Origin of the sequence: Deinococcus koreensis (assembly GCF_002901445.1) — a bacterium.
GTDB classification, from domain to species: domain Bacteria; phylum Deinococcota; class Deinococci; order Deinococcales; family Deinococcaceae; genus Deinococcus; species Deinococcus koreensis.
Genome location: NZ_PPPD01000004.1, coordinates 130,020 through 155,112, shown reverse-complemented (window position 1 = coordinate 155,112; position 25,093 = coordinate 130,020). Strand labels below are relative to the sequence as shown.

Annotated in this window: 22 protein-coding genes and 1 pseudogene; 14 read left to right on the top strand and 9 right to left on the bottom strand. The window is 69.4% G+C overall.

The window, feature by feature from the left end; all coding sequences use genetic code 11:
• On the bottom strand, nt 1-436 hold a 436-nt coding region (locus CVO96_RS20025), incomplete at its 3' end, for a DUF3500 domain-containing protein (protein ID WP_133161890.1).
• A gap of 56 nt (nt 437-492) precedes the next feature.
• Nucleotides 493-909, bottom strand: a complete 417-nt coding sequence (locus tag CVO96_RS20020) for a hypothetical protein (RefSeq protein ID WP_103314235.1) — start codon at nt 907-909, stop codon at nt 493-495.
• Between the two features lie 282 nt (nt 910-1,191).
• Here CVO96_RS20020 and CVO96_RS20015 point away from each other — a divergent pair, with 282 nt between their 5' ends.
• Complete coding sequence (locus CVO96_RS20015) at nt 1,192-1,875, top strand: response regulator transcription factor (RefSeq protein WP_103314234.1); 684 nt, start codon at nt 1,192-1,194, stop codon at nt 1,873-1,875.
• 580 nt (nt 1,876-2,455) lie between these two features.
• Here CVO96_RS20015 and CVO96_RS20010 read toward each other — a convergent pair.
• Both CVO96_RS20010 and CVO96_RS20880 read right to left on the bottom strand, forming a co-directional pair.
• Complete coding sequence (locus tag CVO96_RS20010) at nt 2,456-3,364, bottom strand: intradiol ring-cleavage dioxygenase (RefSeq protein ID WP_243398532.1); 909 nt, start codon at nt 3,362-3,364, stop codon at nt 2,456-2,458.
• 365 nt (nt 3,365-3,729) lie between these two features.
• Nucleotides 3,730-4,182, bottom strand: a complete 453-nt coding sequence (locus CVO96_RS20880) for a hypothetical protein (RefSeq protein ID WP_133161889.1) — start codon at nt 4,180-4,182, stop codon at nt 3,730-3,732.
• Nucleotides 4,183-4,887: 705 nt separating this feature from the next.
• Between CVO96_RS20880 and CVO96_RS20000 the strand changes: the two genes are divergently transcribed.
• The 5 genes and pseudogenes from CVO96_RS20000 (at nt 4,888) to CVO96_RS19985 (ending at nt 8,362) form a co-directional block, all read left to right on the top strand.
• Nucleotides 4,888-6,261, top strand: a complete 1,374-nt coding sequence (locus CVO96_RS20000) for a sensor histidine kinase (protein ID WP_103314232.1) — start codon at nt 4,888-4,890, stop codon at nt 6,259-6,261.
• A gap of 108 nt (nt 6,262-6,369) precedes the next feature.
• A pseudogene (locus CVO96_RS21650) lies at nt 6,370-7,095 on the top strand (cation:proton antiporter domain-containing protein); the annotation flags it as partial.
• A gap of 114 nt (nt 7,096-7,209) precedes the next feature.
• A complete protein-coding gene (locus CVO96_RS21645) occupies nt 7,210-7,638 on the top strand; it encodes an NAD-binding protein (RefSeq protein ID WP_279327029.1) in 429 nt (142 codons plus the stop codon).
• Nucleotides 7,639-7,687: 49 nt separating this feature from the next.
• Nucleotides 7,688-8,023, top strand: coding sequence for a DUF1648 domain-containing protein (locus tag CVO96_RS21740; RefSeq protein WP_423739387.1), 336 nt, complete (start codon nt 7,688-7,690; stop codon nt 8,021-8,023).
• A gap of 9 nt (nt 8,024-8,032) precedes the next feature.
• The gene (locus CVO96_RS19985) at nt 8,033-8,362 is read left to right on the top strand and encodes a cyclic-di-AMP receptor (protein WP_103314230.1); all 330 of its coding nucleotides are present in this window, start codon (nt 8,033-8,035) and stop codon (nt 8,360-8,362) included.
• Nucleotides 8,363-8,822: 460 nt separating this feature from the next.
• On the opposite strand, the gene CVO96_RS19975 is transcribed toward CVO96_RS19985, so the two are convergent.
• The 4 genes from CVO96_RS19975 to CVO96_RS19960 all read right to left on the bottom strand — a co-directional run bounded on the left by CVO96_RS19975 (nt 8,823) and on the right by CVO96_RS19960 (nt 14,298).
• The gene (locus tag CVO96_RS19975; RefSeq protein ID WP_423739386.1) at nt 8,823-9,797 is read right to left on the bottom strand and encodes an ABC transporter substrate-binding protein; all 975 of its coding nucleotides are present in this window, start codon (nt 9,795-9,797) and stop codon (nt 8,823-8,825) included.
• A gap of 392 nt (nt 9,798-10,189) precedes the next feature.
• Complete coding sequence (locus CVO96_RS19970) at nt 10,190-12,964, bottom strand: GAF domain-containing protein (protein WP_103314228.1); 2,775 nt, start codon at nt 12,962-12,964, stop codon at nt 10,190-10,192.
• A 179-nt stretch (nt 12,965-13,143) separates the two neighbouring features.
• Entirely contained in the window at nt 13,144-13,911 is a 768-nt protein-coding gene (locus CVO96_RS19965) for an endonuclease NucS domain-containing protein (RefSeq protein WP_103314227.1), read from the bottom strand.
• A 123-nt stretch (nt 13,912-14,034) separates the two neighbouring features.
• Entirely contained in the window at nt 14,035-14,298 is a 264-nt protein-coding gene (locus CVO96_RS19960) for a hypothetical protein (protein WP_103314226.1), read from the bottom strand.
• A 150-nt stretch (nt 14,299-14,448) separates the two neighbouring features.
• Between CVO96_RS19960 and lexA the strand changes: the two genes are divergently transcribed.
• The 5 genes from lexA to CVO96_RS19935 all read left to right on the top strand — a co-directional run bounded on the left by lexA (nt 14,449) and on the right by CVO96_RS19935 (nt 21,000).
• Nucleotides 14,449-15,084, top strand: a complete 636-nt coding sequence (lexA, locus tag CVO96_RS19955; RefSeq protein ID WP_103314225.1) for a transcriptional repressor LexA — start codon at nt 14,449-14,451, stop codon at nt 15,082-15,084.
• Between the two features lie 2 nt (nt 15,085-15,086).
• On the top strand, nt 15,087-16,331 hold the full coding sequence (locus CVO96_RS19950) for a Y-family DNA polymerase (protein WP_243398531.1): 1,245 nt from the start codon (nt 15,087-15,089) through the stop codon (nt 16,329-16,331).
• Entirely contained in the window at nt 16,328-16,567 is a 240-nt protein-coding gene (locus CVO96_RS19945) for a hypothetical protein (protein WP_103314223.1), read from the top strand. Before CVO96_RS19950 ends, CVO96_RS19945 begins: the two co-directional genes overlap by 4 nt.
• Nucleotides 16,567-19,719, top strand: a complete 3,153-nt coding sequence (dnaE, locus tag CVO96_RS19940) for a DNA polymerase III subunit alpha (protein WP_243398530.1) — start codon at nt 16,567-16,569, stop codon at nt 19,717-19,719. Before CVO96_RS19945 ends, dnaE begins: the two co-directional genes overlap by 1 nt.
• A gap of 216 nt (nt 19,720-19,935) precedes the next feature.
• Entirely contained in the window at nt 19,936-21,000 is a 1,065-nt protein-coding gene (locus CVO96_RS19935) for a spore photoproduct lyase family protein (RefSeq protein ID WP_103314221.1), read from the top strand.
• 574 nt (nt 21,001-21,574) lie between these two features.
• Here CVO96_RS19935 and CVO96_RS19925 read toward each other — a convergent pair.
• Nucleotides 21,575-22,810, bottom strand: a complete 1,236-nt coding sequence (locus CVO96_RS19925; protein ID WP_103314219.1) for an MFS transporter — start codon at nt 22,808-22,810, stop codon at nt 21,575-21,577.
• A gap of 72 nt (nt 22,811-22,882) precedes the next feature.
• On the opposite strand from CVO96_RS19925, the gene CVO96_RS19920 reads away from it, so the two are divergent.
• The 3 genes from CVO96_RS19920 (at nt 22,883) to CVO96_RS19910 (ending at nt 24,969) form a co-directional block, all read left to right on the top strand.
• Entirely contained in the window at nt 22,883-23,527 is a 645-nt protein-coding gene (locus tag CVO96_RS19920) for a winged helix-turn-helix domain-containing protein (protein ID WP_133161888.1), read from the top strand.
• Nucleotides 23,528-23,966: 439 nt separating this feature from the next.
• Nucleotides 23,967-24,278 (top strand): PadR family transcriptional regulator, encoded by a 312-nt coding sequence (locus tag CVO96_RS19915; RefSeq protein WP_103314217.1) that lies wholly within the window; start codon nt 23,967-23,969, stop codon nt 24,276-24,278.
• Nucleotides 24,271-24,969 carry a hypothetical protein gene (locus tag CVO96_RS19910; protein WP_103314216.1) on the top strand — a complete coding sequence of 233 codons (699 nt, stop codon included), beginning with the start codon at nt 24,271-24,273 and terminating at the stop codon, nt 24,967-24,969. The genes CVO96_RS19915 and CVO96_RS19910 overlap by 8 nt, the downstream gene beginning before the upstream one ends.
• The last annotated feature ends 124 nt before the right edge of the window (nt 24,970-25,093 follow it).

Below are 25,093 nucleotides of genomic sequence, written 5' to 3'. Positions count from 1 at the left end.
CGTAGTACTCGGCGCTGCCGAAGATCAGGCGTCCACCCCCACCGCCATCGGTGGTCTTCAAGACCTCGTCAGCGGCCATCTGCTGCTGCACCATCTTCAGACCGTCGGCGCTGAGCACGGTGCCGAGCAACGCCGTCAGGGCGGAGCGCTGGGCCGTGCTGAGGTCGCCGTAGCGCACCCCGGCGCGCTGGAAAATGCCGGTGGGAAAATTCGACCAGCGGGCGCGCTGTGCACTGTCCGTTGAGGCGAATTGAACCGCCTTCTTCTGGGCGGCACTCAGCGTGTTCAGGAACGCAGTGGCGGCCTTGACCACCCGCGTGGTCTGCGCGTCGGCGCTCAGGGTCTTACTGGTGGCGGTCTGGGCCAGGGCGGGCAGGGCCGTGGGGCCGGCCAGGGTGACGAGCAGGGGCACGGTGAACAGCAGAGTCTTCTTCATGGCAACCTCAGGGCAGGAAACGGCCCCCCGCAGGGGGCTGGGCGGGGGCTGGGCGCTCACTCGTCCTGGGCGGCGCCAAGCACGGGAATCGTCAGGGTCGCTACCGGCTGACCGTTCGAGCGCACCGTCAGCGCCGCCATGCCGTTGCCCGCAATGGCGGTGTCGTCGCGGGTCACAGTCACGTGCAGCAGGGCGATTTCGCCCATCATGCTCACGCTGTCGAGCGCGATATGCACCCCGGCGGGCAAGCCGCTGTCGTCGATCGACAGGGTGTCCATCACGCTGTTGCCGGTGTCCAGCAGGTTCAGCGGCAACTCCAGCGCCATCCACGAGCTCTCGGTGTACAGGGCGCTGTACTCCTGATATCCCGAACCCTCACTGGTGGCGGCAACAGTGGGAATAGTGGGGGCGGCGAAGGCGGGGGTACCCAGGGTCAGGGCGGCGGCGAGGGTCAGCAGGGTCTTCTTGAGCATGGTGGTCTCCTTGTGGGGGTGGGGCGCCCCCGGTGGGCGTCCCTGATCTGCTGCACAGCCTGGGGCCACACTGTTCACATGCGGAGTAGGGGATGTTCACTGGAAACGTAGGTGGGAGGATCCGCAGCCGCGCCCCCTGGGCGGCCCCATCTACACCAAATCTGAACACTGCACTTGTTCGGTGCCGGTATGGGGGGCGCAGACTGGACGCATGAGTCTCCGCGCACCCCTGCCCTGCTGGATCCTGCCCTCCTGCCTGAGCGCTGTGCCGGGGGGCACGCCATGAAGACCATCCTGATCGTGGAGGACAACGCGGGCGTGCGCGACATGGTGCGCGAATACCTCACCGAGCACGGCTTCGCTGTGCGTGTGGCCGGCAACGGGCAGGAGGGCCTGCTAGAGGCGCGTCACCACCGCCCAGACCTCGTGCTGCTCGACGTCATGATGCCGGGCATGGACGGCCTGGAATTCCTGCGGCGCTTCCGTGCGGTCGACGCGGCGCCCGTGATCTTCCTGACCGCCCGGGACGCCGAACTCGACAAGGTGCTGGGCCTGGAACTGGGTGCCGACGATTACGTGACCAAACCCTTTTCCATGGCCGAGCTGCTCGCGCGGGTGCGGGCGCACCTGCGCCGCGGTCAGGAGCCCGCTCAGAACGGGGTGATCCGGCTGGATGAGCTGGCGCTGGACTCGGACGCGCGCACCGTGCACGTGCGCGGAGGACGGGTGGATCTGACCCGCTCCGAATTCGAACTGCTCCATACCCTGATGCGCGCTCCGGGGCGGGTCTATAACCGCCTGGAACTGCTCGAGCAGCTGCAGGAAGAGGCGCTGGGCTCAGAGCGCACGATCGACGTGCACGTCCGCAACCTGCGGACGAAGATCGAGGCGGAGCCGGCGCGGCCGCGGCTGATCGAGACGGTCTTCGGGGTGGGCTACCGCCTCAATCCGGATCTGGCCCCGTGACCGTTCTCGAGCCGTTGTCCGGGTGAGGATCTGAACCGTGTCGAGGGAATTGACCTCCGGTCAGCTGATCGAGAAGTCCGGGAAACGGATCTGACTCGCCCCCAGGCGGCACCGTCCTCCCGATCCCCGTCCGAATCGTCCGCCGCCCCGAGGTGGCTCACCAGAAGCTCCGGATCTGAGTGAGCGTCGCTGAAGGCGTCAAGAAGGCCAGGCAGCGCCACGGAACGACCTGCCCAGAATGGGCGGTCGAATCTGACGGAAAGTTCCATTCAACCCAGACCTGACATTCCTCTCCCGCACCCGGTCTCCACAGCTGGATCACGCTGTCATGTGTCCGCGATGGACGCGCTCGCCGTGCCCCGTCGGGCGCTCGTGCAGAGGCCCACTGGAGCGTGTCGGTAAGCGGCTCGGTGCTCGTCGGCGCGGCGGATGTTCAGGGTCAAAGCCTCGGTACGCCCTGGAGGCAGCCGACGGTGGACGACGTGGTCGGCTGCCCCTCCCAGAAGGCGGTTTCCTCCGATACGGATGATGGCGCGTTCACGCCGGCGCACAGGTGACCCGGAGCAGGGGTTCCGTGGGATCAGCGGGCCAGGCCGACGGTCAGCGTGGCCACGTAGCCGGCTGACGCGCTGCCCGACATGGTCGCCATCTGGGCGGTGGAGCCGTCACTGAAGACGTTGTCGCGGGCCAGCGAGATGCGGCTCAGGTTGCCCAGGCTGGCCGAATAGGCGGGCGTGGCGTACACCTCGCGGCAGGTGGCTTCCGGCAGGGCGAGCTGGGAGGTCTGAATCTTGTTGCTCGCCGACGTGGCCGAAGCCAGGGTGGGGTATACCTCGAAGTGGATGTGCGGCCAGCGCCCCGCGTAGCAGCCGGGCACGACGGTCGTGAACGTGACTGTGCCATCTGCGCCCGACGCCTGCACCCCGCGCAGGTAGTCCTCGCCGACGATGTCCGCGGAGTACATCGAGTACTGGCCGTCCGCCGTGCAGTGCCACAGGTAGACGGCGTAGCCCGAGAGCGCGGCGCAACTCGCGCCCGTATTCACCAGTGCGAGGGTCAGGGTCAGGGGGATACCCGCGGCCACGTTCCCGCTCCCCAGGCTCTTTCGCAGGTTCCGGCGAACGATGCCCGAGCGGGTCAGCACGTTCAGGGACTGCCCCGAGGCCCCCGAGCCGTTGGCCGGATAGGGCCCGGCGGTTTCTGAAGGGATGGGCGCCGGGCAGTCGGCCGCTCCCGTGCCGGTGCCGGTACCCGGGACGGCGCCGGCGAGGCTCGCGGCGCGGCAGCCCACGAGCAGTCCGGCCCCCAGCAGACCCAGGGAGAGCACGCGGCGCCGATCCATGACCGGACGCGTGAGCATGTTCAGGTCGGCCGTCAGTCCGAGGTTGTTCAGGTCGTTGTGGTGGTCGTGGTCGTCAGCGGGGTAGGGCGCGAGGGGTGGGATGTGCGTCATAGGAATCTCCTGGGCAGTGGTCACGGCGATCTGCATGGTCTGAACCTCCTGCTGAGCGAAACGCTAGCCCAGACGTATTCACGACTTGTTCAAGCGCGGTGAACAGCCTGTGTCCGGCTCTCAAGGCTGGGTCTGTGCCGGCGAGAAGACGGTCGCTGTGGCGCCAGCCGCTGGCGGTGAACTGTGGCAGTGCCAGTCAGGGCGAGCACCCGGCAAGTGAGGCGGGCGTTCAGATCGTGGTGAGGCACGGCCGCGGAGCAGTACACACCTCCTGAACATGGCCCACCCGGCGTCTGAACAGGACGCCCGCAGACTTCAGGCCAGGTGAGCGGAGACCCGCCCACCCAAGGAGAGACACTATGCGGAACAAATCAACCATGCTGCTGCCCCTGCTGGTCGCCTCACTCGCTGGAGGCGCCGTCGCCGCTCCAGTAGCCGCTCAGGGCGCCACCCGCGCCGGGCAGCAGGTGAATCAGAGCGCTCAGGCTCAGCCGCGCCCCGAGGGCCGGGGCAATCGGTCTGGCGACGTTCGCCGTGACCAGGCCGGGAGCACCCCGGACACGGCCCCAGCCGTAGGCCAACGCACTGGCCCGCAGGGCGCACACCCGGCTGGACGGGCAAGCGAGGATCGGGGAACCCTGGGGGCGGCGCTGCGCGGGGCCACCCGCGTGACCTTCTACAGTGCTGACCCCCTTCAGGGTGGCCGGATTCTCCGCAGCGTCTCTCTGAGCGGAGCCGTGGCCAACCAGCAGGCGCCGCTGACTGAGGCGGCACAGGGCGCGGCGTTCGCCGTGGTCGAGCGGCCTGGCGAGCGGGTGATCGTTGAACTCAGCGGCTCGGCGCGGCCGAACCAAGAGGCGGCGCCGACGGCTCCTCAGGGCCCCAGACGGCGCTGAGGCGGTGGGGGTGCAGACCGTCGGTCAGGCTCCGCATCCCCGGCGTGCTCCAGTCCACAGCTGTGCGAGCCTCCGTCTGTCCTTGCTCTGGCGCGGTTCTGGCTGCGCCAGGAACGGTGGTGTCGTGCGCGGGCCCCCTGGCGAGCGGGGCGGCCGGCCGCGGGCGACCCTGGAGCGCCCACGGCGTCTCCTCGCCGGCCGGCACCATCGCCCGGAGGCCGCACTGCTGAAAGGTATGATGCCGGGTATGGACGGCCTGAAGCACTTTCGCCGTTTGCGCGCTGCTGACCGGGCCACCGTGACCGCTTCCACATTCGACCCGCTGGACTCGGGAACCGACGACCTGACCTGGCCTTTCTCGCTGGGCGGACGTCTCACCGGATCACAGGGTCACCGGCATCCCGGACAACCGAACCCGGTCGCGCGCCTCCATCCGGTGCAGGGCGGGCAGACAGCCGCTGCCTGCCGGGCCGTGGGGCTGCGAACCCAAGGAGGGGATCCCGGTTGGGGTGCGCTCAGCCGCCCTCTTGAGCAGGGAACATGGCGCCCGCTGGGCCGTATAAAGGGCCGCCTGCGCCACCGGCAGATCGGGGGGGAACCGGTCAGGCCGGGGCGGGTCAATTTCGTCTGGAGGGATTCCTGGCTTCGTCCGGGTCGGCGGCCATGAGGCCCGCCTTCTGGCGCACGCTCGCGTGGCGCCTGACGCTCGCGTTCGCCCTCGTGAGCGCGGTGGCCCTGGGCGTGGTGGGATACATCGCGTATGCCTCGACCCGCTCGCAGCTGGGCGCCCTGCTGGGCGAGCAGGCGAGAGCGGCGGTGCTGGCGCAGGCGCAGGCGTATGCGGAGCAGCGCGGCACCCTGAGCGGATTCCGGCCCAGCGCCCTGCCCGATTCGGGTGGCGACGACCACCGCGGGCCGTCCCGCGGCTCCCCGCGCGGCGACTCCGGCGAGGTGTTCGGGGCCTGGCTGGTGCTGGACGCCGGCCGGCGCGCCGTGTACGCCATGCCCGACGTCCGGTCGGGGCAGACCGTGACGGGACGGCGAGAGGTTTCCGTCGTGGCCGCCGGGCGCACGGTGGGGTACCTCGTGCCCTCGGGCATGCAGCTCCGCCCCGACCGCCGGGGGCAGGAATTCCTCGACCGCACCCTGCGCGCGATCGGGTGGGCGATGCTGGGCGCGACCGCGCTGGCGGTGCTGATGGGCGTGCTCGTCTCAGGCACGCTGCTGCGCCCCCTGCACGACCTGCTCTCGCGCATCCGGGCCCTGCAGCGCGGCGAGGAGCCCGGGCCATCCCCGGTGCGTCGGGACGAGTTCGGCACAGTGCTCACGGCGTTCGACGAGATGCACGGGGACGTCGTGCGGAGCCAGCAGGCCAGGCGGCAACTGACGGCGGACATCGCGCACGACCTGAACACGCCGCTCTCCGTGATCTCCGGCACGCTCGAGGGCATGCGGGACGGCACCTTCCGGGTCACGCCCGAGCGCCTGGAGCGGCTGCATCAGGAGACCCAGCACATGGCGGGCCTGGTCGGTGACCTGCGCTTCCTGGCGCTCGCGGACGCGGGCGAGCTGCAGATCCACCGCCGCGCCGTGCCGGTGGCCGGGCTGGTGCACGACGCCGTGACCCCCCTGCAGGCGGTCGCGGCGCGCCAGGGCGTCGCGCTGGAGACGGACGTGCGCACGGACGGCCTGCAGGCGCATGTGGATCCGCAGCGCATCCGGCAGGTGCTGCACAACCTGCTGAGCAACGCCTTGGCCCACACCCCACACGGTGGGCGGGTGTGTGTCTCGGCCGTCCCAGAGGGGGAAATGCTCATGCTGGAAGTACGGGACACCGGGAGCGGCATCGCGCCCGAGCACCTGCCGCACGTCTTCGACCGGCTGTACCGCGCCCAGGCCGCGCGCAGTGGGGGCGGGAGCGGGCTGGGCCTGAGCATCGTGCGCAAGATCGTGGAGGCCCATGGGGGAGAGGTAGGCCTGGCAAGCCAGCTGGGGGTGGGCACGACGGTGACGGTGCGTCTGCCGCTGGCGGCGTGAAGGGGCACGTGAGGCTGCAACTCCCCGAGGCTGTTCCCACTCCGTCCCAGGCGATAGCCTGACCCCCAAGCCCGTCGACATCCTGACGGTGGTTCGGAGCGGGGCACGCTCGACACCGAGAAGGGCAAGATCGCCGTCGGCTGGCTGGTCGTCGAGGATCTCGTGATGGTGCTGACCCTGGTGCTCCTGCCGGCCATCGCCCCGCTGCTGACTGGCGCGGCTGAGGGCGGTCTGAATGCGGGCAGCCTGCTGACCTCGCTGCTGCTGACCGTCGGCAAGGTCGCCGTGTTCGTGGCGCTGATGATGATCGCGGGCCGGCGCTTCATTCCCTGGATGCTGGCGCGCGTCGCCCGGCTGGGCTCCCGGGAGTTGTTCACCCTGGCGGTGCTGGCCACCGCCCTGGGCATCGCGTACGGCGCCGGGGTGCTCTTCGACGTGTCCTTCGCGCTGGGCGCGTTCTTCGCCGGTGTGGTCGTGAGCGAGAGCAAGTTCAGCCATCAGGCGGCCGAGGACGCCCTGCCCTTCCAGGACGCCTTCGCGGTGCTGTTCTTCGTCTCGGTCGGGATGCTCTTCAACCCCGCCATCCTCGTCACGGCCCCGCTGCTGGTGCTGGCCACCGCGCTGATCATCATCGTCGGCAAGACCATCGCGTCCTTCCTGATCGTCCGGCTGCTGCGGTACGGGGCAGGCACTGCGCTGACCGTGGCGTTCTCGCTCGCCCAGATCGGGGAGTTCTCCTTCATCCTCGCCGCGCTGGGCCGCGACCTGGGGCTGCTGAGTGCGCAGGGCCAGAACCTGATCCTGGCGGGCGCCATCCTCTCCATCACCCTCAATCCCTTCCTGTTCCGCCTGATCACGCCGCTGCAGGCCTGGCTGGAACGCCGCTCGTCCCCTGACGCCGCGTCACCGACGCCGGGGGGCGCCCCTGTCCTCCTGCACGGGCACGCCGTGATCGTGGGGTACGGACGCGTCGGCCGCCTCGTGGGCCAGGCCCTGCAGGCCCGGCGGTTGCCCTTCGTGGTCGTGGAGCAGGACGACGCGCTGGTCGAGGAGCTGCGCGCCCAGGGCCTGAGCGTGATCTACGGGGACGCCGCCCGCACGCAGGTGCTGCGTCAGGCGGGGCTGGCGCAGGCGGGCGTGGTGGTCGTCGCCACGCCGGACGCCCTGCAGGCGCAATTGATTACGGAGCACGTCCGACGCGTGAGTGCTCAGGTACACGTCATCGCGCGCACGCATGACGAGCACACCCAGCAGAGCCTGCAGGAACTGGGCGCGGACGAGGTGCTGTTCGGGGAGCAGGAATTCGGTCAGGCCATCGGGGTGCAGGCGGTCACCGCCCTGGGACGGCGGCCTGTCCTGGATCCAGGAGGGGCGTGAGAGGCGTGGCCGGCCCTGGCCCGCAGGACTCCCCCTGCTTCCGCTCGCGGTGAGCTTTGCCGTGGGCGTCTGGGCTCTCCCACGTCGGGCTGAGCGGGTTCCCGTGCACTGGGGGGCAGACGAGGCGGATCGCTGGGGCAGCCTGGCCGAGGGGCTGTTCGTTCCGCCCGTCATGCTCCTCTCAGTGTCGCTGCTGATCCTGGCCGCCGCCCGCGCGCAGCAGGCCTCGGCCCCACGTGTCCGTAGGGTGGTGTTCAGATTTGGCCTGATCGCCCTGTTCGGAATGGCGGCCCAAACGTCCGTTGGAGTGGGCTCGGCGTGGACGACCGGCACGAAGGAGCGCTCGACCGCTCTGCCTCAAGAGTCCTCAGGGGCCCTTTGGTAACCTGATTCCATGAAGCTCGTGCTGGCCATCATTCAGGATGCCGACGCGTCCGCGCTGATGCGGGTGCTGTCCGAGCACGCCTTCGAGGTGACCAAGCTGGCCAGCACCGGCGGCTTCCTGAGGGAAGGCAACACCACCCTGATGATCGGCCTGGAGGACGCGCGCCTGGACGAACTCAAGCGGCACGTCGCCCAGACCTGCCGCACCCGCATCCGCCTGGTCGCCCCGAACGTGCCGGTGGGCGAGCAGAGCGAGGGTCTGAGCAGTCAGCCCATCGAGGTGCCGGTCGGCGGCGCGGTGCTGTTCGTGCTGGGTGTGCAAGAGTTCATCAAGGTCTGATTCCGGAGATACCGCTCCGCCTACCGGGACACCGAACCCCGTCACCCTACGCCGTGTTGCTCATAGGCATGAAGGACGCTCAGCCCCAGAGGGGTCAGACCGTATCGGACATACCCGTAGTTCTCAATGTTCCACGTGCTCAGGAGCTCGATGAGCTCCTGAGCCACGAGCGTGTCGAGGTCGGACAGAGTCACCACCGTTCCGCCCATCACGCACTCGACCACCGTCCCGCGTCCGGTGGTGTCCGTGCGCTCCAGCAGTGACCCCACACGGATCCACTGGAGTAACCGGGCGTGCGCCTCACTCACCATGGGGGTCGGGGGTCGCAGGGCGTGGCCCCTGCTGTCCAGAGGCCGCCTCTGTGATGAGCATGGCCGTTCCACCGCTGATGAGCGCCAGAACTGCCAGGTTGCCGGACTTCGAATCGCGCCCCTGGGAAGACGCCAACTTCCAGCACCGGCTACTTCCTCAGGAACGGCGCGAGGTCAGGTGCCGAACGGGCGTAGCCAGCCTCGACGTTCAGCGCGGCGTACTCTCTGAGCGCGTCGGCGTCGAGCGCGGTCGTGAAGCGCGTGCGCGCGAAGGCGCGCTGCAGCACCCGTGGATCGAGCTTCGCGCCGGTCAGCTTCTCCAACTCGCTGTTCACGGAGGCCTGCGCGGCGGCCGGCTGCTTGGTCAGGAAGGTCACAGCCTCCGTGTGTGCCTTCAGGAAGGCCGTCACCAGGGCTGGGTTCGCCTCGGCAAACCTGGTATTTACGATCACGATGGTGGTGGGATACTTTCCGCCCTGCCACACGGTCTTCTCCGTGCCGATCACCCGGTGGCCCTGGGCCTCCAGGGCCGCGCCCCAGGGCTCGGGCACGAGCGTGGCGTCGGCCCGCTTGCCTGCAAAGGCCGCGATGGTGTCGGCGGGCGGGATGGGCACGATGGTCACGTCGCCGCCGTCCGCCTTCGACTTCAACCCCTGTTCGCTCAGGATGTGGCGCAGACTGATGTCCTGGGTGTTGCCCAGGCTGGGCACCGACACGACCTTCCCCGCGAGGTCTTTATAGGTCTTGATGGCGCTGTCCTTGCGGGCGACCAGCACGGCGCCGGCCTCGCTGGCCCCGGCCAGGAACTGCACCGGCATCCCGCGCGTGGCGGCGTTGATGGCCGGGCCTGGGCCGATGTAGGCAATGTCGATCTGCCCGGCGGCGAAGGCCTCGGAGAGGGTGGTGCCCGAGACGAACTCCTTGGCCTCCAGCTTCACGGTGCCCAGCGCCTTCTGGAAGGTGCCACGCTCCAGCCCGACCAGTGCGGGCGCGTGGGTGAGGTTGGGAAAAAACCCCAGCCGAACCGTGGTGGCCGGTTGGGCGAGGGCGGGGGTGGCGATCAGGGCCGTCAGCAGGCTGACGGCGCGGGACAATCGGCGCAGACGGGTGGGGATGGGTCGCACGGTGTCCTCCAGGGGGAGAGTGGGAAAACTGGGGGCCAGGGAAAAGAGTGCCGCATTGTGAGCGGTCACAGGCTGCTGAGGATGTGGCGTGACCCAGCTGCCTTCAGTATCCCTTCACCCTGGGGCATCCCCGAACCACCCCCCTCCCACCTCGCCACGGCCGAACATCTCAACCTGCTTGGTCTGAAACCGGGCACCAGCGAACCGGACGCCTTTCAGTCCAGTCCGGCGCCCTGTATGGCCTTTCCGACCGGGAGAAAGCCGAGCCGCCTCCGGTCGAATTCGCTTGAGATGCCAAGCTCGCACCTGACGTTGTTCCTGGTTGGCCCCGGGGTCTGACCCTCGGGCAGACTGGTCGGCACCCCATCGTCACGATGGCACCAGCCGTGGCCTCAGCCTGCAGGCAGGGTAAACAGGAAGGTACTGCCCTCGCCCGGCGTGCTCTCCACCCACAACTGGCCACCGTGGCGCTCCACGATCTTCTTGCACACCGCCAAGCCGATCCCCGTGCCCGGATAGGCTCCCTGGCCGTGCAGCCGCTGGAAGATCACGAAAATCTTCTCGAAATACTGCGGCTCAATACCCAACCCGTTGTCCGCCACCGTGAAGCGCCAGACGTCACCCTCGAGTTCGGCCGCCACCTGCACACGCGGCGGCACGCCGAGCCGGTGGTACTTCAGCGCGTTGCCGATCAGGTTCTGCAGCAGCTGGTCGAGCTGCTGCCGATCCACCCGCACCGTGGGGAGCTCATCCCGGGTGACGCTGGCGCCCAGCGCCTCCACCTCCGGCATCAGGCGACGCCGCACCTGATCCACCACCGCGCCGCTGTCGGCGGGCGACGGCGGTCGCTGCTCGGTGGCGACCCGCGAGAAGGTCAGCAGGTCATCCACCAGTTGCTTCATGTGCTGCCCGCTCTCGCGGATGAAGCCCAGATAGCGCACGCCCCGCCCGTCGAGCTGCGCCCCGTACCTCGTCGCTAGGATTTCGCTGAAGCTGTTCACCGCGCGGATCGGGGCCTGGAGATCGTGCGAGGCGATGTACGCGAACTGCTCCAACTCCGCGTTGCTGCGGCGCAACTCCTCGGTGCGCTGCGCGAGGTGAGCCAGGCCTTCAGCGCGCTCCAGGGCCTGGCCCAGGCTCCGCACCACCGTCTCCAGCACCACTCGGTCGGTCGGCGTCCAGGGCCGCGCCCCAAATAACACGGCGATCAGCACGCCCACCACCTCTCCCCGCCGGAACACGGGCAGCGAGGCAGCGGCGCCGACGTGCTGCACCATCTGCGGCGGGGTGTCGCTGCCGCGGGCATAGGCGTTCTGGTACAGGGGCTCCCCCGTCGTCCAGGGCGTGTCCACACTGGGGGTCACGCCCGTCAGCGGCCCGGCATTGATAAAAGCCTGCAGCTCCTCGTGGCCCACCTGCCCGGTCTGCACGCGGTTCCGCCAGCGATCCCCGTCCCGCTCGTAATACAGGGCGTAGCCGGGCGGCAGCAGGGACAGCACGACCTCCTGGGCCCGGCGCACGAAGGCATACGGGTCGTCCTCGACCATCAGGTCGCGCGTCAGCTCCGCGAAGCCCTCCAGTGCCCGGGTGCGGGCCTCCAGCTCCGAGCGCTGGTGCTCCACGCGCCTCGTCTGCCCCAGGCGTTCGAAGGCCAGCGCCAGGCTGTGCCCCACCGCGCGGAAGACCGTGCGTTCACGCTCCGTCCACCCCCGCGCCTTCGGCGTCCCCATGGTCAGCAGCGCGCGCGGCTGCCCGTCCTCCGTGTAGGGATACAGCGCCGCCGCCCCGGACATCCCGCTCCCGGCCTCCTCACCTGAGGCGTCCCACCCGTCCACGAACACCACCCCACGCTCCTCGAATGGGCGCGAGAACGTGGGCGACCCAGCCGGCACGCCTGCCCGCGCCTGATCGGTGACATCCCCGGGTGTGGCCTCGGAAAAGACCCGGCCGACCCAGCGACCGTCCTCCAGTTCCAGGTAGCCGACCTGCACATCCAGGGTGGCCTGCAAGACGTCCCGCGCCAGCCCGGCCAGCGTGAGTTCGTCGCTGGCCTGGGTGGACTGCTCGGTGAAGCGCGCGAAGGCCGAGAGCGCCGCACGCTCCTCGTCGAGCGCCCGCAGGTGCTCAGTGCGTTCCAGGGTGACGCCCAGACCCCGCGCGACCGCGCGCGTGAGCGCCCTCTCCCGCTCACTCCAGGCGCGGGCCTCGCGAGTGCCGACACTGAAGAGGCTGCGCGTCTCCCCACGGATCACGAGGGGCAGCAGGGCGACGGCCCCGTACGAACTGCTGCTGGGCACCCCGTTGGCCAGCGCGTCCCAGCCATTCACGAACAGCGGCGCTCCCAGCCCGATCGCCTCGGCAAAATTCGGGGCGTCCTGGGGCACCCCGGCCGTAATCTGGGCGACGACCTCCGGGGGAAGGTCGTCCGACCATACCCGCGCCATCCAATAGCCGCCGTCGAGTTCGTAGTAGACGGCGCTGACGTGCGCCAGCGTGGTGCGCACCACCCCGATGGCCTGACGGGCCAGGGTCAGCACGTCGCTCTCGCCCCCCACCGCCTCCTTGTACGTCACGAAGGCGTCCAGCGCGGCGCGCTGCTCCTCGAGTTCCGCCGTGCGGGCCGCGACCCGCGCCTCCAGGGTCTGACCCAGCCGGGCCCGTCCCAGGGCGAGCGCGCACTGGGCCGCGAGGGTGCGCAGGAAGCGGACTTCCTCCGCGGTGAAGTGATGGGGCTCCCTGAAATCGAGGATGATCGTCCCCAGGGGCCGGTCGTCGAGGAACATCGGCAGCACGGCCGTGGCGACCGCCGCGACGGCGCCCGTGCGGGCCTCGAGCTCGGGATAGGCGCGCACGAGGTCGCCCTGCGCCTCGAAGAAGAGCCCCTCACGGCGGTTCAGGGCGTCGCCGGCCGGCACGTTCCCGGTCAGCGGGCCGTCCTGCCAGAGGGTCTGCGCCCCCTCCTCATACCCCTGCGTGACGATGAGTTCCAGGGTCGTCGCCGCCTCGTTCGCCAGCAAAACAGCGCCAGCGACGGCATTTAAAGCCTCCAGGGCGGGTGTCAGCACCACCCCAAATACGTCCCGCGGCGTGCGGGCCGCAGCGAGATGTTCGGTCACCTGCTGCAGGTGTTCACTCAGGGAGAGTGGCGCTGGGGACGAACTCGACACGAAGGGCAGAATAACTGGTCGCTGCCGCGCTGGGAACGTCAGCACGCTAAACCGAGGCTGCTGCCCGCCGTTGAGTGGGCATTCCTCGCTCTGGCCTGGATGGAACTGGATGAGATGAGCCAAGGTGCAGGTTGTGGGCAGCTCAGTCTGAACCGACAGGCGCGAAGTCCCAATCACCGTCAGTCGAACAACGACGGTTGCGTCCCCTCCCGGTGGGTAGCCAGCGTCGGAATCGCCGAGATCTCCCTGAACTCCAGCCCCCGGCGCTCCAGCTCCACCCGCGCTGGCCCAGTAATCGACGGCGCCGCCAGGATGCCCCGCACCACCGCTCCCACCGGCAGCGTTCCCTGCACGGAGCGCACGTACCGCCCCAGCTGGGACACCGCGTGCTGCGTCGCCCGCGCCCGCTTGAGTTCCACCACCACGAACCGCCCCTGCCCGTCCTGCGCGTACAGGTCAATGCCCCCAGACTCCACCAGCAACTCCCGATCCAGCACCCGCAGCCCGGGCTCGATCAGTTCCGGCGTCCTCGCGAGCGTCTCCTGCATCTGCGCTTCCGAGCCCGAGAGCACGAAGGCGCCCGCCTCCTGCAGTTCGAGGGCGAGCGCCACCTGCGGGAGCAGGAACACCACCTGCACGAGCTCCAGGGGGCTGCGCCGGGACGCGAGCAGCATGCACACGTCCTCGTCCACCCGCGCCAGGAGTTCATCGGTCTTCGGCTGCCAGTTCATGGGTTTGATGCCGGTCGGGTGGTGGATCTGCAGGCTGCCGTCCTGCTTGACGAGGACGAGGTAGGTACCGACGTCGGCTGTGCTCGCGGCTCGACCACGGTAGGTGACTTCGGCGAGCCCGGCGACCTGCACGAGGCAATCGCGTGTGCGGGTGTGCCGGTTGAGGAACGCGGCCAGAGCCTCTGGCGCGGGAAGGGTGAGCTGCTCGCGGATCACCTGGCCACCGTGCAGAGAGTATGCCGCCCATTGGTCATGGAGGGGCGAGCACCGCCGCCCTGAGCGCTCAGGTGTGTCGCTCCAGAGTGATCCTGCCGCCGCCCTGGACGCACGCCCAGCGACTCAGGCGCCCACGCCGTCCATCCAGTCCAGGGTGTAAAACGCCCGTCGGATACGCGGCCAAAGGTCATCATGCAGGCGATCGTGCCACGCCCACGGCCCGGCATACAGCGGCATCACGCACGGGAAGGCGGAGGGCGATGGGATCAGCCGTACGGTGGCCCCGTACCACCCGTCGACGTGGAGTTCGAGTTCCTCGTACGCCTCGGGGAGCGCGTCATACCCGTCGGGCACCAGCAGGATCAGTTCGGGGGGCGATTCGCTCACCGCGTAATCATGTCATCTGAATACGCCTCTGGCAAGGACTGAAGCGCCCAAGTTCAAAGCTCTCGCGCCTGGCGGGGCTTGACGGGTTCCCTGCTCACGATCACAATCCAACTAGCTAAGAATTCTTAGCTTGTTCTCCGAGGTGACCCCATGCCCCCCCGCCTGACCGCCCTGCGCCTCAACCTCCTGCGCACCATCGCTCGCCTCATCCAGGGCGGCGCCCCGCCCACCGCCGCCGAACTCGCCCGCCTCCTCGGCCTCACCGAAGCCACCATCTCCACCCACCTCGCCGCCCTCACCGCCCTCGGACTGATCCACCGACCCGGCGCCCGGGGTCGGCTGCAGCTCACCGACGAAGCGCACGCCCTCCTTGAGACGGGCATCCCGATCTACGGCCAGATTGCCGCCGGGCCGCCTACCCTCGCCGAGCAGGCCCCGGATCGCCGCACGCCCAGCCTGGACGCGCTGCTCGGCGTGCAGGAGGGGGACTACCTCCTGGAAGTGCGCGGGGAGAGCATGACCGGCATCGGCCTGATGGACGGCGACCTCGTGCTCGTGCGGCCGGCCAGTGACGTGATGGACGGCGAGATCGCCGTGGTGCTGCTCCCCGACGAGAACACGGCCACCCTCAAACGGCTCTACCGCCTGCTGGATGAGATCGTGCTGGAGTCCGAGAACCCGGCGATGGCGAGGCTGAGCTTTCCCGCCGATCAGGTGGTCGTGCAGGGGCGCATGATCGGCCGGCTGGGCGTCGGGGCACCCAAGCGAAGTTCCCGGAGGCGATGAGGGTGGCGCGCACGTTCATCGCCTGCGTGCACCTTGCGCCGTGGGCCCTGACGCTGGTGCAGCGCGGGCATCCCGGGGTGCCGGTCGCGGTGCTAAGTGAGGCCCGGAAGGTGGTGCACGTGAGTCCGGAGGCGGCGCTGGCTGGGGTCACGGTCGGCATGCGCGAAACGGCGGCCCTCTCCCGCTGCCCCGACCTGCACGCGGAGGTGATCACCGCCCCCGCTGCACAGACGGCCTGGAATGAACTTCTGGAGGAACTCTATGCCCGGTACGCCGACCGGGTGGAGGGCCGGACGCCCGGCACCGCCTTCCTCACCCTCACCGCCCCAGCGGCCCGGGAACTCGCGGTGGCCCTGCATGCCCCGGTCGGCCTGGGAACCAGCCTGGAGGTCGCCCAGCTCGCGGCGCTGCGGGCGAAGCCGGGCGAGGTGAAGGAAGCGGCCGGCGCGGGCCAGGCGGAGGCCGCCTTCCTCGCCCTGACGCCGATCGGGCACCTGGAGGTGCTCGGCCTCACCCCGGCCCACCTGGAGCGGCTGCGCTTCCTGGGCCTGCGTGGACTGGCCGACCTGGTGAAGTGGAGCCCCGCCCAGCGGGAGGCCTTCCTCGGGGTGGACGTGGGGAAGGCGCTCAACCGCTTCCTGAGGGGAGAGAGGACGACGGCGGTCGCCCGGTACGTTCCCGGCCAGATGATCGAGGCCCGCCTGAGCGTGGACGCGCCCGTGCATGAACCGGGTGAGCTGGACGCGGCGCTCGTTGAGGTTCTTCCTGGCCTCTGGACGGAGCTGCGTGGCCGAACCGCCGCGTACCTGCACGTCAAGGCCGAGACCGCCCTGGGCGCCCTCTCCGCGACCCGCAAGCTGAAGTGGCCGCTGGACGAGGAGGCCCTGCAGCGCCTCGCGGCCCTGGCTCTGACCGAGACGGACGCCCTCTCCCTGGGCATCGACCGCCTGACGGTGGGGTTCAGCGGCCTGGCGCAGCCTTCGCGGATGGTTGGCCTCTGGGCGGGGCTCGCGGAGCTGGAGGTGACCAAAGATGTTCTCGGTCGCTTCCCGGACGCGCTGGTCAGGGTGCACTGGCTCGACCCGTTCTCGTACGTCACGGACGCGCAGTACGAGTGGGTGGACTGGCTCACCGGTGAGGTCAGGGCCACGCCCATGACGCCGCCGAGGGTCATGCCCACCCGCGCCCAGCGGCATGACCGCGCGGTGCAGGGCGTGCTGGCTTTCTTCGAGGCGGTGTCCCCGTGAAGGCGACGCAGGCCCTGGTGACGGTGGAGGTGAGGAACAGCCGACCTCACCGCGTCACCTGGAATGACCGCCTGTACCCCGTCACGGCTCTGCACGACGAGTGGCGCGCTGGAGGACGCTGGTGGCTGGGCGAGAGTGCCCGTGACTGCTTCCTCGTCGATCTCGGGCCGCTGACCGCGGAGCTGCACCAGGAGGACGCCTCCGGCCGCTGGTGGCTCGCGAGGCTGCAGGACTGATGGCGCAACTCGGGGTGCTGCTGGCGTGCCAGTCGTTTTTCAGTGAGGGGCGCTCCACCGTGAGCCCGAGGAAGCTCGTGCAGCTTGCGGCTCAGCGGGGATACAGCGCGGTCGGCCTGGTGGACTGGTGCTCGGTCTCTGGGGCGGTGGAACTGTGCGAGGCCGCAAGGGACGCCGGACTGCAGGCCCTGATCGGCGTGACCCTGCCTGTCCTGTTCCCGGCCCCGCCCCGCTCGAAGGCGGCGAACGAGGCCTTCCCCCTGGTGCTGCTGGCGCAGAGCCGGGAGGGCTACGCCCACCTCTGCGAGCTGATCACGCACGTGCACCTCCAGAGCCCGGAGGGCGTGCCCCTGGCCGTCCTGCAGGCCGTGGCGGGGAAGGGACGGGGCGATCTCGTCTGCCTGACGGGGGGCCGGCTCGGCTTTCCGACGGTGCTCGGGGAGCGGCGGGAACTCGCGCGGGCGGCGCAGCTCCTGCGCACCCTGCGAGCGATCTTCCCGTTCAACCTGTACGTGCAGCTGTACCACGGGGCGGCCCCCAATGAACGCCGGCGGCTGGAGTACCTGCGCGGCCTCGCGCGGGATCTCGAACTGCCCGTGGTGGCGGCCCCCGAGGTCAGCATGGCCGAGGCGGCCGACTTCCCGCTGCTCGACGCGCTGACCTGTGCGCGGCTCGGCATCGACGTCCAGACGCCCCATGCGGAGCGGCCGCGCAACGACGCCCGTCACGTCAGCACGCCGGCCGAGTGGGGCCGGCTGCTGCCCTTCCCGGACGCCCTGGAGAACGCGAGGAGACTGGCTGAGCGCGGTGCCCTCGACCTCCTGCCCGAACGTCTGGCTTCACCGGAGCCCCGGCTGAAACCCTTCCAGACCCCGATCGGCGTGCTGGAGGAGCGGGCGTTCACCGCGCTGCGGGAAAAATACGCCCCGGACGTGCTCGTGCAGGCGGACACCCGCCTGCGGCAGGAACTCGCGACGGTGCGCAGCCTCGACATGGCGGGCTTCTTCCTCACCGCCGCCGAGGTCACCGATTACTGCCGGGAGCACGGCATCCTCGCGGCCGGGAGAGGCTCGGCTGCAGGTTCCGTCCTCTGCTACCTGCTGGGCATCACCCTGTCCGACCCCATCAAGCACAACCTCCTCTTCGAGCGCTTCCTGCACACCGGGCGCACGTCCATGCCAGACGTGGACATCGACATCGCGAGTTCCCGGCGGGATCAGGTGCTCGCCTGGGTGGAGGAGCGCTGGGGCCAGGACGGGGCGGGGGAGGCGATGGTCGCCAACCGCATCACGTACCGGCTGCCGAGCGCCGTGCAGGATCTCGGCCGCGCCTTAGGCCTGCCCCCGGAGCTGCGCGACCGGCTGAGTCGGGCGTTGGGGCGCGACTTCCGCCACCACCGGCCGCACCGGGCGAGAGCAGCGGAGGTCGTCTTCAGCGAGGTGCTGGGGGACGCCCCGGTCAAGGACGCGCTGCTTACCCTGCTCTCGCGCATCGAGCCGGGGTTCGTGCGGCACCTCGCGCCGCACTCCGGGGGCGTGGTGCTGAGCGGCGACACCCTGACCCATCACAGCCCGCTGAGCCGCTCCTCGGGGGGCATCCGGATGCTCGCCTTCGACAAGGATGACGTGGAGAAGCTTGGCCTGATCAAGCTTGATCTGCTGGGGCTCCGCATGCTGGCGGCGTTGGAACGGGCCCGGGAGGAAGTGCTGCGGTTGACCGGCGAGTGGGTGCCGTACGGCGAGCTGCCCGACGACCCCGGTGTCTGGCAGGAGATCCAGTCCGGGGATACCATGGGGCTCTTCCAGATCGAGTCCCCGGCCCAGGTGCAGATGACGGCGAGGCTACAGCCGAGGGATATGACGTCGCTGGCGCACCAGATCGCGCTGGTGCGGCCGGGGCCGATCCAGTCCGGCACCGTGCATCCGTACGTCCGGCGGGCCCGGGGCGAGGAGCCCGTTCCCGACCAGCCGGAGCCGCTGAAGTCCATCCTGGCAGCAACTTATGGCACGCTGATGTTCCAGGAGCAGATCCTGCGGATTGCGGTGCACTACGCGGGGTATTCGTGGCCGGAGGCGGATCGCTTCAGAAGTCGGCTGGGGAAGGTCGAGGATCCAGCGGAACTGGAGGAGCTGAAAACCCTCTTCGTGGCGGGCGCGGGCCTGACCTGTGGGGCGTTCCCGTGGGAGGCGGAGGCGGTTTTCACGACCTGCGCAGCCTTTCGGGGGTACGGCTTTGCGGAGAGTCACGCGCACGCGTTCGCCCAGCACGCTTACGCTTCAGCATACATGCGCCGGCATCACCCGGCGGCGTTTCTGGCGGGGCTGCTCACGGAAGCGCCGGGGATGTGGCCGGAGGGGGTGATCGCGTCGGACTTTGCCAGGAGAGGCGTGCGACTCAGCCCGGTCGATGTGAATCGCTCCGGAATCAGCTACCGGGCGGAAACGGCGCGTGGTGTCCGTGTCCCGTTGACCGCCGTCGAGGGGCTGAGTCTGGAGAGCGCGCGGCGGATCGTGCAGGAGCGCCTGGTGAACGGGAAGTTCAGGTCGGTCGAGGACTTCTACGACCGGGTGGAACTGAAGAGGGACACCCTAGAAGCCCTGGTGAAGGCGGGGGCCTTCGATGGGGTGGATCTTCAGAAGAACCGCCGGGAGGCGTACTACGTGCTGCACACGGTGGCGAACGCGAAGCCCCCGGGCACGCACGGGGTGCTGACCCCGAAGTCCGAGTCGCCGGAATTGGTCGAGCTCTCCCCGGATGAAGTGCTGTTCCTCGACCTCGCCACCAAGGGGCTGAGCGAGACCGGCCGGCACCCCCTGGACGCCCACCGGGGCCGACTCCGGGACCTGGGCTGTCTCCCCCTGGGTGGGTTGAAGCATGGCGAGACCGTCTGGGCGGCGGGCGTGGTGGTCGCGAAGCAGCGCCCACCGACCGCGAAAGGCTTCGCGTTCTACGTGCTGGAGGACGCCACCGCCCGAATTCAGGCAATCATCTCCCCGGATCTGTGGGAAGCGCACCGGGTACTCCTCCGGGACGCGCGGGCGCTGCTGGTGCAGGGCGTGGTCACGCGCACGGGGCGCGCGGTGACGGTCAGGGTCAGTCGGCTGGCCGAGGTGCCGCTGGGCCGCGTCCAGCCGGCCGACGCGGCGGATTGACTCCGCGTGAATGCCGTGCCGGGAATCGAGACTCGGCCCTCCTCACGCCCCACCATCCGCGCCTCCCTGGAAGAGGCCGACATCCGGCAATCAGGCGGCAACCAGATTCCTCATCCCGCAACGGCTGTAGCCAGCAATCTGGGAGAGTCACGGCCGTTCGGGCCACATCGTCTGTCCGCTCGCGGTGTCCCACAACCAGGAGCGCTCTACTGCGGCGTGGCGACGCGCTTTCCCCTCGACATCCGGCAGATCTATGTCGATCCCCGGGCCGCCGCGCTGCCCCGGGGCCAGGAGATCCTGAACCGCTTCCCTCAGGCCGAGCACCTCCAGGTCACCTCGCACCAGAACATCCCCGGCCTGCACGGCAACGCAGGGCTCGTGAAGGACTGGCTGCGCATCAAGCGGCAGGTGCTGGTGCTGGGCGTACGCAAGACCCTGACCCTGCGGCCCAACGGCCGCAGCGCCGACTTCATCGCCCCCGGGATGGCCAACGGCTGCGCGCTGTCGTGTGCCTACTGCTACGTGCCCCGCCACAAGGGCTACGCCAACCCTGTCACGACGTTCGCCAATATCGAGGACGTGCTCTCGGCCCTGGGCCGGCATGCCGCGAAGCAGGGCCAGAAGCTGACCCCGAACTCCGTCGATCCGGCCGCCTGGGTCTACGACCTGGGCGAGAACAGCGACCTGAGCGTGGACGCGCTGATCTCGGACAACGTGCGCGACCAGATCGCGCTGTTCCGCGCCCTGCCCCACGCCAAGGCCTCCTTCGCCACTAAGTATGTCAACCGCGACCTGCTGGGCTACGACCCGCAGGGCCGCACGCGCGTCCGCTTCTCGCTGATGCCGGCGGCCACGGCGCGCACGGTGGACATCGGCACGTCGTCCATCCCCGAACGGCTCGCCGCCATCAACGAGTTCGTGGAGGCCGGGTACGAGGTGCACCTGAACTTCTCGCCCGTGATCATCTTCGAGGGCTGGACGCAGGCCTACCGGGAACTCTTCGGGCAGGTGGACGCGGCGCTCACGCCCGCGGCCAAGGCGCAACTGGCCGCCGAGGTCATCTTCCTGACCCACAACGCGGGCCTGCACGAGGTCAACCTGGGCTGGCATCCGAAGGCGGAGGGGCTGCTGTGGACGCCGCAGTGGCAGGAGACGAAGACTTCCGAGTACGGCGGCACCAACCTGCGCTACCGGCGGGGCCTCAAGGGGCAGGCGGTGAGCCGCTTCACGGCGCTGCTGCGCGAGGAATTGCCGTACTGCACCGTTCGCTACGCCTTTTGAAGCGGGACGTACCCTTTTGAGCCCCACGCTGCGATTGGCCGGGAACGGGGCCGTAAGCCCGGGCGGCCTTACAAGGTTCATAGAACCTGTCACAGTTCGCCCCCCCGCACCAGAGATTTCTAGTCCTCCGCAAGCTGAAACGTATCTCTACTCGACGGGCGGAGGACATCGGCCACCGAACCGCTCGGCCTGAACCCCGGGTTCTCGCTGCCGCCTGACTCAGACGGCCCCTCGGCATGAACCGGGGCTGCCGAGTCGTCGAGTGGGATTGCGCCGACCTGATAGAGGTGCTCGGTCAGCCCCTTCACCTGCGCGCTGTTGGCGTGCGCGTGTGCCTGCTGCTGAGCGGTGAGCTTCAGCGACGTAGACTTCACCGTACACCTGCGCCACCGCCGTTCACGCCGTATGGGACACAGCTTGATCAACGGCCCCTGGGCAACGGAGTTTTCATCCATGCGCTCTCGGGGGACACGCTGGCCACCGTGCTGTTGACCCCTTGAGTTAAGTCCCCTGTCAGTCCGCTCGGCCTCGTCGGGCTCATGGGCGCTCCCCAGGTGATCGAGTGCATTCCTCCTCACGCCGTGGCGACATCCAGATCCTGAAGGTTCGGCAGCTGCCGCTCCGAGCGCACCACCAGCACCCACGCCACCGCCCCCAGTCCCTGCAGGCACGCCGCCGCCCCAAACCATACGGGCGCGGCCACCCGGTCGAGCCAGGGCGAGACCACCAGCAGACTCAGCGGCATCCCAAGGCTCGAGGCCATCCCCAATACACTGAACACCCGCCCCCGGTACGCGGCCGGCACCAGTTGCTGCAACAGGGTATTCAGGGGTGCGTTCAGGATCCCAAAGCCGAAGCCTAGCACCGCTGAACCCACCAGCACCACCGGCAGCACCGGCCAGGCCCACATCACGCCGTAGGTCGCCGCTGTCAGCAGCAGGCCGGCCGCCGTCGCCCGCCGCACCGGCAGGCGGTGGCCGAGTACCGCGAACAGGGCGCCGGCCGCGACCATGCCGGCCGCCTCCAGCGCGAGAAACGCCCCGTACCCCTGGGCGCCGGCGCCCAGCGACCCCATCAGCTTCGGCACCACGACGAGCAGCGGGGCCAGGGTGGCGTTCAGCAGCAGGCCGATCAGCGGCGTGAACGACAGCGTCCTCGATCGCCCCATCAATCGCAGGCCTGCCCGCAGGTCAGCGAGGAGACCGGGCGTCGCCGCGCTCAATGGCCTGGCCTGGGGCAGGGCAACCTGCGTCAGCACGCCCGCCATCACCAGGAAGCTCACGCCGTCCAGGGCGATCGCCACCGCCGGCGACACGGCCGCCACCAGTGCGCCGCCCGCCAGCGTGCCGAGCAGCCACGCGCCCTGGGAGACGCTCGTGAGCACGCCGTTGGCCCGCGCGAGCTCACCCGGGGGCACCAGGGCCGGCACGGCCGCGCTGCTGGCGGGCTGCGCGAAGGCGTTCGCGAGCCCCGCGAGCAGCGCCGCGCCGTTCACCAGCCCCAGCGGCACCTCCCCCCAGGCCAGGGCCAGGCCGCCCACCGCGACCTGCAGCAGCCCCTGGGTGAGCGCCGCGCCGATCAGCGGCACCTTCAGGGGCACGCGGTCGACCCACGCGCCCATCAGCGGCATCAACAGGTTCGGCGCCAGGGCGCACGCCAGGGTCAGGGCGGTCGCGCCGGCCGAGCCGGTCTGGGCGAGCACCAGGAAGCTGAGCGCGATGCCGGAGAGCGCCGAGCCCAGCCGGGACTGCGCGCTGCCGAGCAGCCAGAGCAGGAAGGAACGGTTCCAGAGGGTCAGAGGAGGGGTCATGGCCTCAGCGTGACGACGCTCAATCTGAAACACGACGGGAACACTCAGGTTGACGTGACCTATCGTCAGGGCATGCCGGACACTCCCGCCCTGCCCCCACTGCGCCACGCGACGGCGGCGCAGGCCGCCCTGCTGCTGGACGTCGGCCTACGCGCGCTGCTGGGCCTGCTGATGACCGCCCCGCGCACGGTGACGGAAGTGGCAGCCGCCCTGGACATATCCCCGAACCGGGCGCAGTACTTGGTGGGCAAACTGCATCGCGCCGACATCGCCGTCATCACAGCCACCCAGCCCCGGGCGGGCCGGGGCATGCGCCGCTACGGCGTGACGCCGCGCTGGTTCATTCCCTTCGAGGTGACCGGCGCCGAGACCCTGGACGCCTTCCTGGCCGCGCAACTCGTGCCGCGCGTGACGCGGATGATGGCCCTGACGGCCGCGCAGATGCGGGCCCACGCGGACACCTGGGGGTACTGGCTGGAGCAGCATGACGAGACCGGCAGCAACCTGCGGCTGGGCGACGAGCGCGGACAGGCCAGCGAACTGTTCGGAGGCCCTTCTCCGCTGATGGCGAATATCGGCACCCTGACGCTGACGGCCCGCCAGGCGCAGGCGCTCAAGGCGCGCGTGATCGCGCTGTTCAATGAAGTTGAGCCGCCGGAGGTCGGGGGGGAGTGCTACAGCGTGGCGGTGCTGCTCGTGCGGGGCGAAGTGGAGTGACCGTGCAGGGAGCCGACGAACCGAGGTTGTTGATCAACGCTTCTTGGCGCCGGTCTTGGTGGACTTCATGACCTTTGCAGGCTCTCTTTTCGAAGAACTCGGTCGAATAACGGCTTCCTTCACGATCGTGGAGGGGTTGCGAGCAGCAGTGGCGCCAGAAATGAAGCAGCCTGTCTTGGAATTGCTGTAGGCGGTGTGGGTTTCGGGAGGATGTTCCATGGCGGGCTTTACAGCCGCCTACTTCCGGATGTAAGACGACTGCACCTTGAGCGGGCGCTTGCCAGGAGGGGTTTTCGGGTTCATCGCGGTTTCGACGGTGGAGGCCGCTTCCCCGCCTGAAATGCCGACACTCGCGGACAGCGGCGCTCTCCTGTCTCTTCCTCAGGCATCTGGCGCTTCGGTGTACCTCCGCTTGACAGCTCACTCTCAATAGTCGAAAATGCGACCAATGCCGCCGACCGCCCAGCTTAATCGCAACGCCCTCCGCGTGATGGGGCTGCTGTACCACGACACGGCGCGGCAGCACTACGGCCTGAGCATCGGCCAGGAACTCCAGCTGGGCAACGGCACCCTCTACCCCATCCTCGACAAGCTCGAGACCTGGGGTCTGATCGCGGCCGAGCAGGAGCCCCCCAGCGGCGAGGGCCGCCGTCCCCGCTGGTACTACCACCTTACCGGCGAAGGCGTCCGCCGGTACGAGGCGGAACGCGCCCTGCTGTTCCCGGAGGCTGGGGCGGTGCGCCATGCCTGACATCAACTGGCCGGAAGTGTTGGTTGCGCTCGTGCTGGCCGCAATCGCCTCGGAACTCGGGGGGTGGATCCCGCGGCTGTCGGAGTGGCTGGTACGGACGCTGGCCCACCAGCTTCCCACCCGTGCCGCTCGCCGCGAACACGAGTGGCTGGCCACCCTGGAGGCCACACCGGGGCAGTGGAGCAAGCTGTTTCGTGCCCTGACCTTCGTGCCCGCCGTGATCGCCATCCGGCGGCACACGCCGGCGCAGGCCATCGCAGCACCGCGCGTGTCCCGGAGCATGCGGTTCCTGCTCGGCTTCACGAGACTGCAGGCCCTCGTGGTGTTTGGTGCCGTCGCCTTCGTCGACGGCACGTGGCTGCTGTTCGGCCTGTTCAGCGCCTCCACGCCGCCCGTACTGGGGTTGCTGGGATTCCACGTGCTGGCCGTATTCCTGTACTGGCTCAACTGGCGGGGACTGGGGGTCGACTGGCCCTGGCTGCGCACCACGCCGCCAGGTGCGGGGATCCTGCTCGTCCTGAGCACCTGGCCGCTGTTTGTGGTGCCCTTCGTCGGGCAGGCGACGTCAACGCTGCTCGGTGAAATCTGGGTGGTCACGCTGTACGTCCTCTGGGCGTGGGAGGGCTACTGGGCGACGACCCGTCCCCTGCCCAGACGCGGCCTGCTGGGCTGGAGGAAGGCGCGTCAGTAATCGCCCGTGCTCCAGCGTCAGGGGTTATGCATCCTATTGAGATAGCCAGGCTAAAATGTCGTCTGGAACGTCGTTGAGCGGGACAGTTGATTTCGGTTGCGTTTCCGTGCATACCAGGCTACAA